An 18,477-nucleotide genomic window follows, 5' to 3' on the forward strand; every position below is an offset into this window, starting at 1 on the left:
AATCTAAAATCGCTCCTTTCCGGCGGTTCTTGATGGCACCCACTTAGGAATTCCTGATTTTTACCTTTGGCAGGATGATCCTTCCGAACCAAGAAGAGAGCAATTTTTTAAGTATAATGAGACTTTTCATCGTCAGATGAGAAAAGGACTCTAGGATTATTTTTGGTTCAAAGTAAAATCGAATCTGCGGGAGAAAGGATAGAGGTACGTTCCCAATTAGAGGAAGGAACCATTTTTGTTATGTACTTTTCCAACGGGAGCCGATGATGAATCCAAAAATTTGTGTCATCGACGATGACCAGATCTACCAATTCACGACGAAAAAAATAATTTCGAATGCAGGAATCAAAGGAGAAATCCTAGTTTTCTCTGATGCGGAAAATGCTTTGGATTTTTTTCATGCGGAATTTCAAAACAAAGACAGGCTTCCCGACATAATCTTTTTAGATATCAATATGCCGCTTATGGACGGTTGGCAATTTTTAGATGCCTTTGAAAAAATCTTACCTAGTTTTCCAAAATCCATTGAGGTTTTCCTTGTCAGTTCATCTGTCGACAGCGCCGACACAGACCGTGCTGCCAAAATTCCCATCATCTCCGGGTACATATTCAAACCCTTTACAAAAGAAAAACTTTTGGAATCAATTTCGCACGTCCAATCTTAGCTTGTCAGTATTTTACTTCGTATATAGAAATGGACGCACACCTTATGGATCAGATACTCAATTGGATTGAAACCTATCCTTTGTCTTCCACATTCGTTGGACTGTTGTTGTTTCTTGTTTTGGTTTTTATCCGAGACATCACACAAAAAACGCACACGATTCAGAGAAACTTCCCGATCGTCGGCCGGCTTCGTTATTTCTTAGAAATGATTGGGCCCGAACTCAGACAATATTGGGTGGCCCACGATAAAGAAGAACGTCCCTTCGATCGTACGGAAAGAAGTTGGATTTACGCCACAGCCAAAGGCCAAAACAATAACTTTGGATTTGGAACTACAGAAATCCAATACGAACCTGGATATCCTATCATCAAACACAAAGCCTTTCCTTATCCAGAAGCCAAGGCTTACATCCACAACCAAGACCCAAGTTGTATTCCCTGTTTAAAAATCATTGGGTCCAAACGTAAATTTCCTTATAGACCTTACTCTATCGTTAATATCTCTGCAATGTCCTTTGGTTCTCTTGGTAAAAATGCGGTGTTGGCACTGAATAGAGGTGCGAGGGATTCCGGCGCCTATCAGAACACAGGTGAAGGTGGCCTCAGCCATTACCATATGGAAGGTGCTGATATGGTTTGGCAAATTGGCACTGGATACTTTGGAGCCAGAGACAAATCAGGAAAGTTTAGTTTGGATGTTTTAAAAGAGAAAGTGGCAAAAAATCCATGTATCAAAATGATTGAAATCAAACTTTCACAGGGCGCCAAACCAGGGAAAGGTGGAATCCTTCCTGCAAAAAAAGTAAACGCAGAAATTGCTGCCATCCGCCATGTAGAAGAAGGTAAAGATTGTATCTCTCCCAACTCACACAGTGAGTTTACCAATGTCAAAGAACTCGTTCAATTCATAGAAAGAATCGCTTCTGGAACCGGATTACCTGTCGGAATCAAAAGTGCCGTTGGGGAAATTGAATTTTGGGAAGAACTGGCCCGTGAAATGAAACAAACTTCTCTAGGCCCAGACTTCATCACCATCGATGGTGGAGAAGGGGGAACAGGTGCCGCTCCTCTCACCTATGCAGACCATGTATCCTTACCTTTTAAAATAGGATTCCAAAGAGTTTATACTCTGTTTCAAAAAGAAGGATTGTCCGAACAAATTGTTTGGATTGGTTCAGGAAAACTTGGATTTCCTGACCGAGCCGTCGTAGCAATCGCCATGGGATGTGATCTCATCAATATCGCAAGAGAAGCCATGTTGTCTATCGGTTGTATCCAAGCACAGAAATGCCATACAGATCATTGTCCTGCAGGGGTTGCCACTCAGAACTGGTGGTTGCAACGCGGAGTGGATCCAACCATCAAAGGAAAACGTGCGGCCAAGTACATCCAAGGATTTCGAAAAGAACTTTTGAGTTTGGCCCATTCTTGTGGTTACGAACACCCGGGCCAATTCACAGGCCAAGATATCGAAATTAGTATGGGTATGAACCGGTACCAAACCTTAGAGGGGTTACTCGGTTACAAAAGAGATGAAGTGAATTTTACAAAACTTCAAGATTATACAGTTTTTCCAAAACGACAAGCCTAAATGAAAAAACTCTTTCTGATTCTTATTTTATTCCAACTCAGTTGTCTTTCAGAGGAGAGGAATGTAAAAGCAGAAGCAGAGAAAGGTTATCTGGATCTAAGGAATCACTCTTTTACAGAACACGCATATATTGCCTTAAACGGGGAATGGAAATTTTTTTGGAATACTCCACCTTCTAAAATCAGAGAAACAGATTCAGACTTTTATTTAAATCTTCCTAACCATTGGAATGGATACAAAATGCCTTACGGTTCTTTAGGTGGATTTGGCCAGGCAAGTTTTAGAATCAAAATCAAACTGAATGAAAAACTTTCCGAAACCATGGCCCTCACAGTCCATGAACAGGACACTTCGTACGCCATTTATGTAAACGGAAAGTATTTAGGAGGTTCGGGAATTCCTGGACCCAATGCGAACGAATTTGTTCCACAAGTTAAATCAACTTTGGTTGTTTTACCTGAAACCTCTGACTTAACTATCGATCTTTATGTTGCCAATTATGTACATAGAAAAGGTGGAATTTGGAACGATATTGTTTTATCTACATATACAAATGCAGAAAGTAGACTTACCAAACGAAAAATAAACGAAACCATGTTATCCTCGGTTTTAGCCTTTGTTGGTTTATTTTTTCTAGTGATGTATTTTTACAATCGTGATGGGAAACATACCATGGGGATCTTTCTATTTTCTTTGGCAGTATTCTTTAGAACCATTTCCACCGGAGAGCGAATCATATCAGAATTTTATGATTTTCCTTATTGGTTTTTGTTACGACTGGAATACATTTCTTGGTTCTGGTCGGCTCCCCTACTTTATCATTATTTTTATACACTTTTTCCCGAAGACTTTTCTAAAAAAGTGGGGAACTTCTTTTATACACTTTCGTTCATTTTAAGTTTAGGATTGTTATTACCACCTGTTTATTTTACGGAAACGGCATCCATTTATCCGATCGCTTTTGTTGGTAACGGTGTTTATATTTTTGTTTATTTGTATAGAGCTTACAAAAAAAGCAGAATGGAATCAAAGCTCTTGTTAGCTGGCATGCTCTTAGTTTTAGTTGCTGCCACAAACGATGTCCTACATGCAGAATCTTACATCCACACCATGTACGTCGGTCCTACGAGCGTAGTGGTATTTGTATTTTTGCAAGTCATCACTTTTGGACGGATTGTTCGCCAAAACATCACCAAATCTTTGGAATTTGCCCACGAACAAAAACAACTCAGCCATTCCTTTAGCCGTTTTGTTCCCACAGAATTTCTATTCCATTTGGGTAAAGCGGACATTCGGCAAGTGGATCTAGGTGACCAAGTCCAAAAGAGAATGACCATCCTCTTTGCGGATATCAGATCCTTTACCGAGTTTTCAGAAACATTAACTCCTAAGGAAAATTTTGACTTTTTAAATAGTTATCTCCAAAGAGTGGGTCCAATCATCAGACACAACAATGGATTCATCGATAAATTCATTGGGGATGCGGTAATGGCTTTATTTCCTTATGATACCAATGATGCGGTCAAAGCAGCCGTAGAAATGCAAGAAGCCATTCGGATTTACAACGGGCATAGATCCAATTGTGGTTATATCCCCATCGAAGTAGGAATTGGGATTCACACAGGAAACCTCACCTTAGGAATCTTAGGCGAACACAAACGAATGGAAGGAACCGTTATTTCCGACGCTGTCAACCTTGCCTCTCGGATCGAAGGAATCACCAAACTCTTTTCTTCTCGAATTGTGATTAGTGCTGACACTTTTATCGAAGCATCTGAAGGATTAGGATACCATTACCGACTCCTCGACCGTGTGGCCATCAAAGGAAAAACAGAATCTGTTTTTGTTGTGGAAGTTTTGGATGGATACGAACCCGAAAAAGCAGCAAGACTTGTTTCTACAAAAGATGATTATACTCTCGCCTTGGATGCCTTCCGGCGAGAAGATTTTGAAGAGGCCATTGAAGGATTTTCCAAACTACTCGATACAAACCCCGACGACTCTGTTTCACGATTGTTTTTGGAGCGTTGTCACGAAGCGCGAACCAAACCAAAAATGGAACTGGGAAGTTAATTCAGCTTAGTTTACGTTTGGCTTGAAAATAATAACCCATTCCAAGTAAAATTCCAATACCTAAAACTCCAAGAGCTAAATACGGCTCAGAAATACAAACAGAACCAAGTGCGACTAGTCCCAGAACCATGGCAATTCCAGGTAGGAATGGATACAATGGTGCTTTATATGGCCTTTCCATATTTGGCTCTTTTTTACGGAGAACAAAATAGGAAACTAAACTTAAGAGATACATACCACAAGCACCTAATGCAGAAATGGTGATAAGTTCAGCAGTATCCAAAAAACACATACAAAAAATTCCCAAGGTTCCTCCAGAAAGGACAGCATTCCCTGGTACCGAAGAACCTTTGCTTAACTTTGAAAGGTAATTTGGCAAATACCCTTCCTTTGCCATAGCATAAACCAACCGAGAATTTCCAAGGATGATCCCAAAAAGTGAGGCCACAAGTCCAAATAAACCAATAAAGGTAAATACAAAAGGCCAAATTTGATCTTTGCCGTATAACTTTTGCAATACATAAGACAGTGGATAATCCAATTCAGAAATTTCTTTGATATCTACAACAGAAGCAGTAAAAACAAAAATAAGTCCCGCCAAACAGAGTAAAGTTAAAATACCAGCAGTGTATCCAATAGGAATGTCCTTTGCTGGATTACGAACTTCTTCGGAAGCCAAAGCCACTCCTTCCACTGCCAGAAAAAACCAAATGGCAAATGGAATGGAAAGAAAAACGGAACCCCAAGAAATGGAATGAACTTCTGGAAAATTAGGAATACGTTGGAAAGAAATATGAGGAACCAAAAATGTTAAGTATAGTAAAAGCCCAAACACGGCCACAAGTGTAACGAATAATTCAAAACGTGCAGTTTGTTTGATCCCCGTTAAGTTGATTAACAACAACAAACAAAACATAACAATCCCAGCACCAAACTCTGGAATGACGGGAAATAGAAAATGAATGTATCCACCGAGGGCAGAAGCAATGGCAGGTGGGGCGAGTAAAAATTCTACAAGAACCAAATACCCAGTGACGAGTCCAAACAAATCTCCGAGAGCCCTTTTTGCATAAGCAGATGGTCCACCGGATTGTGGGATGCTAGCAGCAAGTTCAGTAAAACAAAGTGCAAAAAGAACATAGAAAGTAGCAATCAATGCTACAGCAAAACTAAATTCCCAAAAACTAGCTTTTGACCATCCAAAGTTCCAACCAAAATAATCACCAGAAATCACAAGCCCAACAGCGATGCCCCATAAATGGACAGAATGTAGAACTTTATGCATCTTTGGATCTTCTTTCATACCACCTCTTTTTGCTGAAACAATTGTGTACATATTGAATCACACACTTACATTGAATCAAAAAACTTAATATACGAATCATACTACATCTATTATCAGCAACTTTTTTCAAATTCGAATGAGATTGTTTGGCGAGATTCATCCAACTTCTTGCAAAATTGAGACCGATTTCTCGAAGTATTTCTGTTAAATGAAAAATTTCGGAATTGCAAATGATTCTAAATCCTAATAATATAGGGAAAATACTAGAAAACGGACCTAAAAAATGCGAAACATCAATTTAACCTTAATTATACTTTTATTTTTCATTTATCCTTTAAGTGCAGTACAAACCATCCTTCTCAAACAAGGCAAATCCATCAAGGGGATCGTCACAAATCAAAACGTGGATAGTGTCGAAGTAGACACACAAAATGGAAAACACATGGTCATTTCCAAAAAAACTGTCCTAAAGATTATCTATAAAGACATTGCGGAATCAGAAGAAGAAATCATTCGTAAAGAAGAAGAAGAAAAACGAAAGTCGGAAAAAGAAAAAGCCATCGCCGCCAAACAAGAAGAAATCCGCAAACGTAGAGAAGAATTATCCAGACAAGACGCAGAAAAGAAAGCCAAACAAGAAGGGGGAGAAGTAGTAACCCATAGCCTTCGTGATTCTTTTGTTCTTGGGTCTGTTGCTGATGGTAACATGATCACTCTCGCTCCCGACTCGGCAAGATGTCAGGCCTTCCAAGAGTATACAGAATACTTTTGGTTGTTTGGTGCCTTACGTTTTAGTGAACCAAATTGGGATGAATTACTTCCCAAAGACAGCCGTCCGGTTCGTATCAAACAAACATCAACTTGGACAGACATGGCAATCACCTTACTGGGTGGATTTCTCATTACAGTCACTCGTAAGACAATTGTTGTTGATGTTTGTGAAGGAAATGGTTTCCGCATGGTTTCTGATTCCGAAATCAAACGCATCAAAGATGAAGCCGTAGAACAAATCAGAACCGAACAAGAACTGAAAGAAGCAGAAGAAAAATACGAATTAGAACAACTCGAAAAAGATTTAGAATCTTTGAAGAAGAAGAAGTAAAAATTAGAACGGAACTGAATATGAATCTTAGATTTTTACAACTACCTTTCTTTCCTTTTCATCAGCTAACAAAGGGAATTTGTATCTTACTTGTTCCTTTTTTAATGTTTCAAAATTGTTATTTCAATCCGGTTGTGAATGGAATCTTAAATCCAAAGGTAGAAGAGTCTGACTCATCCGCATTGCTTGGATTAGCTGGTGGACTTGGGGGTTCAGCATCTACCGTTAGCATCACTGGCCAAATCAAAAAGCTGGGTGTTTCTCTTGTTGGCGTCGACGTCAGCTTAGGAACCCCTTTATTTTCTTCGAAGAATACTATCTCTTCTACAACAAATACGGCTGGAAGATTCTATCTAGATATCCCAACGGGATCGGCAACCTTACAGTTTTCGGATGGAGGTACCTTAGTAACCATCCAATTAATGGTCACACCAATAGGAGCGACTGTTGGCTTTATTAACAATTCTAGCTATTCAGTCCAAAATTTAGATGTTTATGTCCTTGGGTCAGAGCCTCCTGTTTATTTGGAGTTGCTATCGTCCATGCCTTTTGATGGAGCAGTGATTAATAGTAGTAACTACTATGACTTCGTTCCTGATGGAAGATTTCTATTTACCTTCTCTGAAGAAGTCGATTATGAAGCCAGTTCCTCCGCAAGTTTCATTATCAATCCATCACTTGATGAATTGACTATTGACTTTTCAAAAGAAAACGTGTATATCCTTCCTAGCTTCTCTCTTTCACCAAATCAATTTTATACCATTACATTAAATTCTGGTATCAAATCACTAACTGGTAAATCGAATAGACCGACGACAATCCAATTTATGACTGGGGATCTATTCTTATAGCTATTGAAGAACCCCTGCTCGAATGGAATTGACCCATTCTATAAGAAAACTTGAGCATTGAGTCGGTGTTTGCTTCAGTAGCAAAATTTTTACAAAAAGAATAGGATGGAAATTTATGAGAATACAAATCCACAAAATCTATTTTATAATTTTCTTTCTTCCTTTTTTTTCTAACTGTTATTTCAATCCGGTTGTGAATGGGATTTTAAACCCGCTGGAAGAAGAAAATAATAATTCATTCCTTGGTCTGCTAGGCCTCGCACAAGGAACATCGAACCTAATGATCACAGGCCAAATCCGTAACCCCAATGGGGTTGTCATGTTAGGCCTTGGTTTAACACCTTCTGCTACTGCAAACAACATAAAATCTACATCACCTTATATGACTGATGCAGGAGGAAGGTTTTATCTTCCTTACCAATCCGGCAGGATTAGCTTTGACGTTTCACAGAATGGCTCTCCCTTTTTTACTCTTATATTAAACGTTTTGAATCCAAACGGAATCACCGCAGAGACAGTTGGTGCTCCAGCAGGATTGGAAATATCCAATTTAAGAACCATTAGTGGCAGCGAGACCTCTACCTTTTTTGAGTTGGTCAATGCATATATTCTAGATGGAGAAAGTAATGAAATTCCGCTGCACAATGCAGAGGTATCAAATTGGATTCCAGCGTTTTTCTTTGCTTTTACAGAACCGACAATTCCTGCCTTAACAACAGGGCCATTAGCGGCTGATTGGATTTCTCAAAATATTTCGATCTCACCAGCTGCTTCATTCGACAATTTTATGATAGTCACAGGAAATACATTGTCGGTTGCTCCAATGTCTTTACCTGGACCAGCTGTATATGAGATTACTCTAAAGTCCGGAATCCTATCCGCAACAGGGAAATCTTTAACACCAAGGACGATTCGTTTTACATATAATTACGCCCCTTAAGCCATATTAGAATCTTTTTTTCAGGCACTGGATTATTTCACATAGTCAATAAATTTCTTGCCAAACATCACTACTTTCGATAGAATTAACCCCTTAGGATTCTAACCCGAGAGAATTTTCTTTGTAAAACAATCCCTCTTTTTTCTGGAGAAACGATATGAGCTCGCGATTTAATTTACTATCTGTTTCAGTATTTTTGAGTTTATGGATGTTGCTTGGGAATTGTTATTTCAATCCAGCGGTGCAAATGGTTGTGAATCCTACTGTAGCGGAAGAGCCAGACGTAGCAAGTGCTGGATTCATCGCTGCTCTTGCCACCCCTCCTGCATTACCATCCCCTTATTTTTCTCTTGTGAGCTCTAGTCCAGCTGACGGCGAAGACCTTATCACTTCCCAATCAACAATATCTTTTACCTTTTCAGAAACATTGGATCTCGATATTCCAAATGCGAGCACCTGGATCGCTACGAATATTCTACAAGCTCAACCTCTTTTAAACTTCAATCCAACGGTAACTATATCTGATAATAAATTTGATCTTTCCTTATCTAGTGCCATAGGCCCAGGATTCACATATATCATTACTTTTGGATCTGGAATTAAAGTAAAATCAGGTAAACCGTTGGCTCCAGGAACAAAGGTTACATTTACCTGCAATGGATGCACCCCCACATAAAGTATTCATTTTTTCTATTGACAACATAAAGTAATATATCAGATAATTCATATATTCGCATAAAATTATACTGCGGTCACTTATTTGACGCCATATTTACGAAAATGAATTTGATAATACGTAAACTCAAATACTCTCTACTTATAGTTCTACTTTTAATCCAAGCAAACTGTTACTACAACCCTTTCGTTCAAAAAATTCTAGCTCCCGATCCCAAAGAAGACTCATCCATTCTCCTAGGACTCCCTCTTCTGGGCGGACTGACTCCTGCACCCTTTGCATTATCTATTGCTGGCCAAATTAGAAATGAAACAGGTGCGGTAGTTTCGAATGCAGAATTAAAAGTGATCCATCGATCGAATGAACTGGAAGGATTAGATTCAACGGTGACGACAGATTCTGGTGGGAGATTTTTTATTCACTTGTCCACCGGTTCCACAACATTTGAGGTTACTCTATTAGGTTCCACTTATTTTACTTTTACACTTTTTGTTTCTTCACCTCAGGACATCAGAGTTTCGGAAATCAAAGGCAATTCTAATCCCTTGGAAGTCTCAAGTTTTTTTGCTTATGAGCCAGGAAACCAACCTAGTTTTTTTGAACTGACATATTCTATCCCATACAACAATCAAATTCTCGAGTATACACCAGAAAGTTTTAATTTTTATTTTTCTGACTTCCCTCAGGGACTAGGACAAGTTCAAGCAGCAACGTGGCTTGCTGAAAATATTACAGTGATTCCAGCAATTTCTTTAAATAATGTGGAAATTATGTCAGAGTCCATTTTCATAAGTGCTGCCAACTTCACCAATGGAGTTACCTATAGTATAACCTTGGGCCCAGGAATTCGATCCCAATCAGGAATCCCCCTCACCCCAAGAACTTTGTTGATCTCTTGTCTTTCCGAATGCGGATATTAACTCATACTTGACAACGAAACGGATCTTTTATAGTTTTTGGTGGTTGTGAATGCTCCACCGAACCAATACAAAATTTATTTCCCGAAAACACTCAAAAGTTTTTTAACCATATCTCTTTCGGTATTTGTTCTCTTTTTCTGCTCTCCTTCCCATGAAGAATCCATAGACTCACTTGTTTCCAAAGTTCCCAATCCTAAGGAACTCAGAAATAGTTGGGTAGAAGACAGTGCCGGTGTTTTGACAGACACATCAGTCATCGACAATATGATTAGCGCAGAAGAAGCTTTAAGTGGTTTGGAAATTGCGGTTGTCACATTGCCGACGATTGGAAGTTATGTGCCAAAAGACTTTGCCGTAGCATTATTTAAGTATTGGAAAATTGGGAAAAAAGGCAAGGACAATGGAATCCTTGTTTTACACATCATCGACCAAAGGCGTGTAGAAATCGAAACTGGATATGGTCTAGAAGGAGACCTTCCCGATGTCACCATTAAACGAATTATTGATACCTACACCATTCCCGCATTCAAAGCAGACGACTTTCAAAAGGGTCATGCCGATACGGTTGCCGCACTCATTGGCAAACTGAATCATCCCGAAATTGCGGTGGAAGATTTATTGTCCAATCCCTCGGATACAAATGTTGCAACAGATACAAGTGAAGATCCTTCAAACAATGACACATCCAATCAGTCTAAACGAACGGATGAATATGACTACCAAGGAAAATCCTACTCGCAACTCACAGATGATGAAAAGAAAATCTTAGAAGAAACCGTTGATAGATACAATACCACTGGAAATTATTTTTTAAACGATGAAGAATCAAGATTGTTAAACGAAAAATTCGCCGAACAAGAAAAAATAGAAAAGGAAGAATCGTTTCGAAATAAACAATTCTTAATCCTAGGTTACCTTGGTTTATTTGTATTTTTAAATTTATTCCAAAGGATTGTGGTTTGGCTCACACCTTCTCCAACTGCCAAATACCATATTGTCCACAAAACAGATTTTATTCTGTTTTATGGAATTGTGATCAGTCCTGTCATCATTGCCATCACCCTATTGTCTTTGGTGTTAGATGAAGCATTATTTCCAGTATCGATTTTTCTGATCATAGGTAGTATCATAGTCTTCTTTATTTTTTGGGGAGACTTACGAATGCGTAAGTTGATGGAACGATTACAAGCCATTCGCAACACACCCAGAAACTGTAAAAAATGTGGAACCGCTATGGTGAAACTTTCGGAAGAAGAGGATAACATCCATTTGTCGAAAGGACAAATTTCTGAAGAGCTTGTGAATTCCATAGATTACGATGTTTGGGTATGTCCTGGATGTGAGGCCAACTCCATTCTCAAATTCCCAAATATCGATCCCGAATACATTTACAAAGGCACTTCCTTTCGTAAGATTAAGACCTGCCCCGAATGTAAGTTCGAAACCTTTGTTTGTAAATCCAGTCGTATTTTGTCGGAAGCAACTTACAGCAGTTCGGGTAAGGTAGAAGTCAGACGAAATTGTGCTCACTGCAAACATAGTGCCACCGAATACGAAACCATTCCCAAAAAACAAAAGAGCAGTTCAGGCGGCTCCTCTGGTGGCGGTGGCGGCGGGGGAGGAAGTTTTGGAGGTGGTTCCTCGGGTGGGGGTGGAAGCGGCGGAAGTTACTAGATGCCCTTTACCCAAGTGATGAATTGGAAGAATCGAATATGAAAACAAATGATTCTAATTTTTTAAGTTTTCTCGGAGCACCTGCCCAGAGAGCTTTGATCAATGAACTTGGGATTTCAAAACTCGAAGATCTATCTCGATTTACGAAAAAAGACCTACTTCGATTACACGGGTTTGGTCCCAGTTCCCTCCCCAAACTTGAAGCCGAACTAAAAAAACTAGGGATCCAATTGAAAGATGAATCGTAGTTCACTCACCTTTATTTTCAAAACCGTTAGAAACGGTGGAAACCACTTTCTAGAACGTTTTCAACGGTTTTAGTTGTACAGTGCATATCTCTCCGCAGGACTAGGTGTTAATTCAAGTTTCTATCCCTCTACGATAATAAATCCTTTCAACGGAAAACTTTTGGTTATAACCACAAACGGAGCCAACTCTACCAAACCCTCCCTCTTTATCTGGTAACCAATCCCCGCGCCACAGGATCCGAAGGGCTTGGTCTCACCCGACTAGGGTGAGACGGGAGCGTTAGCGCACCCCGGAGGAAGCCCGGTCGGTTTAGAATCATAGTAAGGTCACCTAACCAATTCGAGGCGCCCAAAAATCCTTAAATCCAAGGATGCAAAGAAAATAAAAATTTCCAGGGAAATGGAATCTCCGCTGTCATCGAGGCCGCGATCCAATTCGAACAAAATTAAATATAGTATTTATCCCTACTGAAAAAATCCCTTCTTTTTTGGAACCAAACATACATTCGCCTATTCGATTTTGATACCAATTTAGAAAATGGCGCTATGTACAATCCGTCTGACCTCACAAGCAAACAGTCGTTTGTTTTTACTAAGCATAATCTATTTATTTTTGTCATTTTTCTCCTATGCAGTTCGAACATTTTTGCCAATGAAAATGAGGCTTCGCTTTCCATTCACGATAAAAAGGGCAGATGGAATCTCCAATGGGGTTACAACAGAAGTTCTTATACGCAAAGTGATATTAATTTTCGCGGTCCGGGTTATAACTACACTCTCAAAGACGTGAACGCAAAAGATAAACCGGAATCTTTTAAGCCAGAGGTTTATTTAAACCCTTCCAAATTTGAAATCCCACAATACAATTTAAAGATTAGTTATTTCTTCACCGACAGGTTCTTTTTGGCTTTTGGCCAAGACCATATGAAGTATGTGGTCACACCAGGCCAACCTGTGAAGTATTCTGGTTACATTGATCCAGGTGTGATTGCTAAAAATCAATTGGCATTGTCACCGGAGGCGGCCGCTTTTATTTATCTCTTTCCTGGACATGTACAGGAAATGGCGGGTTATCATGGTGGAGAACAAACCATTGCTTTAACACCTGATATCCTAAAGTATGAACATACTGATGGACTCAATTATTTATTTTTAGACTTTGGTTGGATCACACCTCTTTATACTTCTTCCGATGGACTCAGCGGTATTAGTTTAGTTTCTACAATTGGGGCTGGACCGGTAGTTTGTCGTAGCGACGTACGCGTGTTAGGGAAAGGCCAAAACAATAACTTCCATCTTTCAGGTTACGGTGTTTCCGGATATGTTGCGACTCGTTATGAGTTTTCTCGAACATACTTTATAGAATTAGGTGGTAAGGGTGGATACATTGACCTAACAGATGTTCTTACCAGTGGTGGATCCAATCGTGCTTCTCAAAATTTTGGATTTTTAGAACTGGTTCTGTCTGGCGGAATTGCTATTTAGCAATTTTATAGATTGATTCTACACTGTCCTACAAATTGAATAGAACTATGAATGAATCCATCGTTTATCAAATCTCTGTCCAATCGTTTAAAAAAGGACTTGGGAATTTAGTCAAAATTTTAGAAAAAGCAGAAGCCTATTCAGAAACAAAAAAGTTTCCCTTTGAGAATTTACTTAATTCACGACTTTTCCCCGACCAATTCCAGTTAACCAAACAAATCCAAATTGCATGTGATACAGCCAAACTTTGTGTCGCCCGGATTTCAGGAAAAGACGCACCAGTTCACGATGATTCCGAAACGAATTTAGCAGAACTAAAAAATCGAATTGGTTCTGTGATCCAATACTTAGATACTTTTAAAGAAGAGGATTTTAAGTCAGCGAGTGAAATCAAAGTTTCACAGCCAAGATGGGAAGGAAAATATTTAACTGGATTTGAATATCTTACAAACCACGCAATTCCTAATTTTTATTTCCACATAACAACTGCCTATGCGATTCTAAGGCATAATGGTGTTGAAGTTGGGAAAAAAGATTATTTAGGTGAAATGCCATTTAAGAAATAAATGGAATCTGTTTTTTAAAGATTTCTAAGGGCTCTGACTCGAAGAGCCCTTTTGAATGAAATTTAAATATTGGCGTTTCTATTTTCAGATTTGTTAATTATATTCTCTGAATATAACATTACACAAGGTATCTCAGTAAATTGAAGCAAAAAAATAAGACTCACTATACAGCTCGTATTCTCGCGAAATTTTTTGATATTAAAGCCGCAGATATATTATCGGTTCATTTGATAGATTTTATTTCAGTTCCTATTAAGGGAGAAATATTAAACCAAATTTTCCCATATATATTGACTTTTATTCTATTCCTGATATATGATACCTCCTTCCAATTTTTTGCCAATGGAAGTTTAGGGAAAAAACTTTTTAACATCCACTTATTATCGAAGGAAAATGAAAACCAACAGATTCCCATCACAACAATTTTCAACCGTTCATTTTACGTTTGTTGCTTTGGACTAGGCTTTATGATTCCCAAAATTTCAACTTTATTTGTTCTATTTAACATATTTTATTTATACAGAAATGGAACTACACATTGGGATAAAGTTTTAAAACTCAAACTAGTTTTCAAACCCATATCGATAGGTAGAATGGTATTGATTGCCTTTTGTTTTTTCATATTATTGAATTCATACTACCGACTAATAAAAGACTATATTTAATTGAATGTTTAGTTCATTTTGTTGAAACGACAGAGTTGTTTTCATAAACATGGAACGAATTTTGATTAACAAAAATACTTTTTGGGTTCCAAAAAAGATCTTCATAATACTGTATCTCGATCCCATCTACCTCTCAAAACGTTAAAAACGTTTTTTCACTGATTTCAGAACGTTTTTAACGGTAATTTTTGAGATTTCTTTTAATTTAAGCTAATTTTGTTGCCCAGAAAAGCACAATGAAGAGTTTCACTTTCAAATCTTAATTTTAAAATTTAGGCAAAGTGAATTTCTTTATGCGAAACAATATTTATATAGTTCTTTTCTTTTCAATCATCACAAGTTACTGTTTGCCCATTCCTGGTACAAACTCCCAAACAGACTCTAATATATTTGCTTTATTGTTTGGTCTGATCGGCGGTTCCCCTTCTTCCTCTGCACAAAACCTAACTCCAGGAACCGCAGTTGATCTGTCAGGTGATGGAAAACCAGATGGAACTTTGGTCGATTCTGATGGAGATGGTGTTTCCGAAGGAATCAATCTTACGGGTGGAACCACACCAAACCTAATCTTAATCGATACCAATGGCGATGGGATTCCTGATGCTGTTGATACGAATGGGGACGGAATCGCTGATTATTATATTAGTCCCAATCCACCCGGATTTCTCACCACAGGCCCTGGGGGAACGGGAAATCCTGTAGTCATCATTGTGGATGCAAATGGAAACCCATTAGGTTTTGATACCGATGGGGATGGAACACCCAACGATACTGCGATTGTGACGATCCTCAGCGACACCACTCCTCCAACCATCACCAGTTCTTTGTTAACCGGCACTTTTTCTACAACACAAACCACAACTCTCACTTGTTCCGATAACAAAGCACCAGGATCGATTGTTTATACTTTGGATGCATCGACTCCTAGTTTTTCACCAAAACAAGGAACCATCATTACAAAGTCTTCCCAAGCAGTTTCTTTATCCACAGAAGGAAGTCATACCCTACAAGCCATCTGTCGTGACCTTGCAGGAAATCTTTCTGCACCCATTAGCATCGTTTATACGATCGATACCAAAATCCCAGCTCTTACGATTGTCAACCAATCTTCGGCTGCTATTAGTGCTTCTGCAGGAGCCATATCCAGTTCCACAGCCACTTGGAGGTCGGACAGATCTGGATCTTTTACTGTAAGAGAAGGAAGCTCTTGTGATACGGGAACTATTGCGACAACAGGATCTGCTACTGCCAACGTAGACCAAGGATTTGTTCGCTCTCACACAAATTTTACTGGTGAAGGCACAAAGACCTACCGCATCTGCGTAACCGCTTCCAATGGACTCACAGGATTTGTATCTGTTAGTTTGCAACGAGATGATACAGCGCCCACTGTGACTGCGGATCCAGGTGCTGGAAGTTATGGGGTAGCCACTTCTGTTTCTCTTTCTTGTTCCGACACAGGTGGGGCTGGATGTGATCAGATTGCTTATGCGATCCAAGCTGGTTCGAGTCCGACAAATCCGGCCATTCAAGGAACAACGGGGACCGTCTCCAGTGGAACTTTATACACCGCTGCCATTGCCATGACTGATGGTGCCATCACCTATACAAAGTTTGTGGCTCGGGACAAAGCGGGAAATGTTTCCAATGTCAATTCACAAAACTATACCGTGGACACTCAAGTCGCAACCATCACTGTGAATTCCCATACTGCAGCCATCAATGGATCTTCGAATGTATCGTTAAGCTGGCAAAGTTCCAAAGCGGGGACTTATCAAATTCGCTTGGGAGGAAGTAGTTGTTCTACTGGAACGGCTCTGACCAATACAGGAAGTAATGCGAATGTAACGGGAAATGCAGCTGCAACGACAGACATCACTTCTACAATTGCCAACTCTCATTTTGTAGAAGGAGATAATGCCATCCGCATTTGTGTGGCCAACTTAATTGGTAGTTTTGGATCTACAACTCGCACAACTAGTAAAGATTCTACGGCTCCTATTGTCACGATGGCATCTCCTTCCTCTGGTTCAGGGCCTTTTGCTTCAGGAACTCAACTCCAACTCAGTTGTTCCGACACTGGTGGATCTGGTTGTGATAAAATCATTTATACTCTAAACAGCACAGAACCTACGTTTGACGGCAGCGGTTCTGTTACGAATGGAACTGTGTATTCTTCTCCAGTGGCTTTATCCAATGGTAGCAACCAAGTCAAATACTTGGCTCGTGACTTGGCAGGAAACCTAAGCAGTGCCGGGAACGCTAGTTTCCATGTGGGCCCACCGGATGCTCCTACTTTTGTGGAAGCACAAGCTGGGGGAACCAGTGCCGTTGTCCAATGGTGGCCTGTGACTGGAGCAACATCGTACACTGTGTACTATAGTACGAGTCCTGGGGTCACAACCGCTTCCGCTAGCTTTGGGCCAGTGAATGATCCTTATGCAACGATCACGGGACTCTCAAGTGGGACTTTGTATTACTTTAGAGTGGTGGCAAGCAGTGCAGGAGGATCTAGTACTGTTTCATTGTTAGAAGCGGGTGCATTGACAACAGCAACTCCACCAGGGACGAGTGCTACAGGAACTCATGTAGATATTTCTGCAGGGCAACCAGTATTTTCAGGCAATTCACCTAGTGCCGTAGTCGACAATGTCGGGCAAAGGCTATTAGTAATTACAAGAAATAGTGCAAACTCGTCGAGGCCAAGTTTATTCCGTTGCAACTTAGATGGATCCAGTTGTACACATACCGATATATCTACAGGGCAAGGGATAACTGGTGCTCCCAATGCCTTGATTGACCCGATTCATGGGAAATTGCTAGTGACAGCAGAAAGTAGTGCCAACACAGGCAAACTAAGTTTGTTTCGCTGTAATTTGGATGGGACAAGTTGTTCTCATACGGATATATCTGCGGGGCAAGGAAATAATTCTGGACTAAGGCCTAATGGAGTTATTGATGTGATCAATAAAAAGCTATTGGTTACAACATGGAATAATACCAACAATGGGAAACTAAGTTTATACCGTTGTAACTTGGATGGTACCGGTTGTTCCCATACTGATATTTCCGCAGGACAAGGGACCGATTCTGGTGCTAGGCCGAGTGCCATCATTGACCCTATCAATGGAAAGTTACTGGTAGCGACATGGAATTTATCTAACACAGGAAAGTTAAGTTTATATCGTTGCAACTTGGATGGAACCACTTGTTCCCATACCGATATCTCTGCAGGACAAGGGACTGATTCTGGAGTATATCCTAATGCTGCCATCGATACAATCAATGGAAAGTTATTAGTAGTGGCTCAGAATGATTCCAACAATTCAAAACCAAGTTTATATAGATGTAGTTTAGATGGAACCGCTTGTTCTCATACGGATATCTCTGCTGGGCAAGGCGCACTTTCTGGAATTACCCTTAAGTCAGTAGTTGATAAGGTGAACGGAAAGATACTAGTAGTGTCCCGAAGTAATTTTAACAACTCTAATGCCAGTTTATTTCGTTGCAACTTAGATGGAACCGCTTGTTCCCATACCGATCTTTCTGCAGGACAAGGTGCACAATCCGGTATGGATCCTAGTATTGTCGTCAACCCATTCAACGGAAAATTACTGGTAGTGACTTACAATATTAATAGCAGTAATTCTAGTCTCTTTATCTGGTAAAACCTACCGGCATAAAGTATCAGAAACAATTATGGTTTCACCTTCCTTTTAACATAGTTGACATTTT

Annotated in this window: 15 protein-coding genes; 14 read left to right on the plus strand and 1 reads right to left on the minus strand. The window is 39.7% G+C overall.

The window, feature by feature from the left end; all coding sequences use genetic code 11:
* The first annotated feature begins 266 nt into the window (after positions 1–266).
* From EHQ24_RS08875 to EHQ24_RS08885, 3 genes are read left to right on the plus strand one after another with little or no spacing between them, the layout of a single operon-like run.
* The gene (locus tag EHQ24_RS08875; RefSeq protein WP_135601312.1) at positions 267–665 is read left to right on the plus strand and encodes a response regulator; all 399 of its coding nucleotides are present in this window, start codon (positions 267–269) and stop codon (positions 663–665) included.
* 29 nt (positions 666–694) lie between these two features.
* On the plus strand, positions 695–2,257 hold the full coding sequence (locus EHQ24_RS08880) for an FMN-binding glutamate synthase family protein (protein WP_135601313.1): 1,563 nt from the start codon (positions 695–697) through the stop codon (positions 2,255–2,257).
* A complete protein-coding gene (locus EHQ24_RS08885) occupies positions 2,258–4,330 on the plus strand; it encodes an adenylate/guanylate cyclase domain-containing protein (RefSeq protein ID WP_135601314.1) in 2,073 nt (690 codons plus the stop codon). It abuts the gene before it with no gap.
* A 1-nt stretch (position 4,331) separates the two neighbouring features.
* On the opposite strand, the gene eat is transcribed toward EHQ24_RS08885, so the two are convergent.
* Entirely contained in the window at positions 4,332–5,633 is a 1,302-nt protein-coding gene (gene eat / locus EHQ24_RS08890) for an ethanolamine permease (protein WP_135602413.1), read from the minus strand.
* Between the two features lie 265 nt (positions 5,634–5,898).
* Between eat and EHQ24_RS08895 the strand changes: the two genes are divergently transcribed.
* The 11 genes from EHQ24_RS08895 (at position 5,899) to EHQ24_RS08945 (ending at position 18,410) form a co-directional block, all read left to right on the plus strand.
* Positions 5,899–6,717: an LA_0442/LA_0875 N-terminal domain-containing protein gene (locus EHQ24_RS08895; RefSeq protein WP_135601315.1), complete on the plus strand. Its 819-nt coding sequence runs from the start codon at positions 5,899–5,901 to the stop codon at positions 6,715–6,717.
* 20 nt (positions 6,718–6,737) lie between these two features.
* Positions 6,738–7,568, plus strand: a complete 831-nt coding sequence (locus EHQ24_RS08900) for an Ig-like domain-containing domain (protein WP_135601316.1) — start codon at positions 6,738–6,740, stop codon at positions 7,566–7,568.
* Between the two features lie 115 nt (positions 7,569–7,683).
* The gene (locus EHQ24_RS08905) at positions 7,684–8,508 is read left to right on the plus strand and encodes a hypothetical protein (RefSeq protein ID WP_135601317.1); all 825 of its coding nucleotides are present in this window, start codon (positions 7,684–7,686) and stop codon (positions 8,506–8,508) included.
* Positions 8,509–8,665: 157 nt separating this feature from the next.
* On the plus strand, positions 8,666–9,184 hold the full coding sequence (locus EHQ24_RS08910; RefSeq protein ID WP_135601318.1) for an Ig-like domain-containing domain: 519 nt from the start codon (positions 8,666–8,668) through the stop codon (positions 9,182–9,184).
* 104 nt (positions 9,185–9,288) lie between these two features.
* The gene (locus tag EHQ24_RS08915; protein ID WP_244310357.1) at positions 9,289–10,104 is read left to right on the plus strand and encodes a carboxypeptidase-like regulatory domain-containing protein; all 816 of its coding nucleotides are present in this window, start codon (positions 9,289–9,291) and stop codon (positions 10,102–10,104) included.
* 45 nt (positions 10,105–10,149) lie between these two features.
* Positions 10,150–11,778: a TPM domain-containing protein gene (locus tag EHQ24_RS08920; protein ID WP_208725793.1), complete on the plus strand. Its 1,629-nt coding sequence runs from the start codon at positions 10,150–10,152 to the stop codon at positions 11,776–11,778.
* A gap of 38 nt (positions 11,779–11,816) precedes the next feature.
* The gene (locus EHQ24_RS08925) at positions 11,817–12,026 is read left to right on the plus strand and encodes a helix-hairpin-helix domain-containing protein (RefSeq protein ID WP_135601319.1); all 210 of its coding nucleotides are present in this window, start codon (positions 11,817–11,819) and stop codon (positions 12,024–12,026) included.
* Between the two features lie 546 nt (positions 12,027–12,572).
* Positions 12,573–13,511 carry a hypothetical protein gene (locus tag EHQ24_RS08930; protein ID WP_208725746.1) on the plus strand — a complete coding sequence of 313 codons (939 nt, stop codon included), beginning with the start codon at positions 12,573–12,575 and terminating at the stop codon, positions 13,509–13,511.
* A gap of 59 nt (positions 13,512–13,570) precedes the next feature.
* Positions 13,571–14,077 carry a DUF1993 domain-containing protein gene (locus EHQ24_RS08935; protein ID WP_425270089.1) on the plus strand — a complete coding sequence of 169 codons (507 nt, stop codon included), beginning with the start codon at positions 13,571–13,573 and terminating at the stop codon, positions 14,075–14,077.
* 140 nt (positions 14,078–14,217) lie between these two features.
* Entirely contained in the window at positions 14,218–14,742 is a 525-nt protein-coding gene (locus tag EHQ24_RS08940) for an RDD family protein (protein ID WP_135601322.1), read from the plus strand.
* Positions 14,743–15,035: 293 nt separating this feature from the next.
* Entirely contained in the window at positions 15,036–18,410 is a 3,375-nt protein-coding gene (locus tag EHQ24_RS08945) for a chitobiase/beta-hexosaminidase C-terminal domain-containing protein (protein ID WP_135601323.1), read from the plus strand.
* Positions 18,411–18,477 lie beyond the last annotated feature (67 nt).

Source organism: Leptospira noumeaensis, assembly GCF_004770765.1.
GTDB lineage: Bacteria > Spirochaetota > Leptospiria > Leptospirales > Leptospiraceae > Leptospira_A > Leptospira_A noumeaensis.

Excerpts from the sequence above, each read along its gene's own strand:
- EHQ24_RS08905 (WP_135601317.1), top strand. The coding sequence starts at position 7,684 with ATGAGAATACAAATCCACAAAATCTATTTTATAATTTTCTTTCTTCCT.
- EHQ24_RS08895 (WP_135601315.1), top strand. The coding sequence starts at position 5,899 with ATGCGAAACATCAATTTAACCTTAATTATACTTTTATTTTTCATTTAT.
- EHQ24_RS08925 (WP_135601319.1), top strand. The coding sequence starts at position 11,817 with ATGAAAACAAATGATTCTAATTTTTTAAGTTTTCTCGGAGCACCTGCC.
- EHQ24_RS08910 (WP_135601318.1), top strand. The coding sequence starts at position 8,666 with ATGAGCTCGCGATTTAATTTACTATCTGTTTCAGTATTTTTGAGTTTA.
- eat (WP_135602413.1), bottom strand. The coding sequence starts at position 5,633 with ATGAAAGAAGATCCAAAGATGCATAAAGTTCTACATTCTGTCCATTTA.
- EHQ24_RS08930 (WP_208725746.1), top strand. The coding sequence starts at position 12,573 with ATGTACAATCCGTCTGACCTCACAAGCAAACAGTCGTTTGTTTTTACT.
- EHQ24_RS08880 (WP_135601313.1), top strand. The coding sequence starts at position 695 with ATGGACGCACACCTTATGGATCAGATACTCAATTGGATTGAAACCTAT.
- EHQ24_RS08875 (WP_135601312.1), top strand. The coding sequence starts at position 267 with ATGAATCCAAAAATTTGTGTCATCGACGATGACCAGATCTACCAATTC.
- EHQ24_RS08885 (WP_135601314.1), top strand. The coding sequence starts at position 2,258 with ATGAAAAAACTCTTTCTGATTCTTATTTTATTCCAACTCAGTTGTCTT.
- EHQ24_RS08945 (WP_135601323.1), top strand. The coding sequence starts at position 15,036 with ATGCGAAACAATATTTATATAGTTCTTTTCTTTTCAATCATCACAAGT.
- EHQ24_RS08900 (WP_135601316.1), top strand. The coding sequence starts at position 6,738 with ATGAATCTTAGATTTTTACAACTACCTTTCTTTCCTTTTCATCAGCTA.
- EHQ24_RS08915 (WP_244310357.1), top strand. The coding sequence starts at position 9,289 with ATGAATTTGATAATACGTAAACTCAAATACTCTCTACTTATAGTTCTA.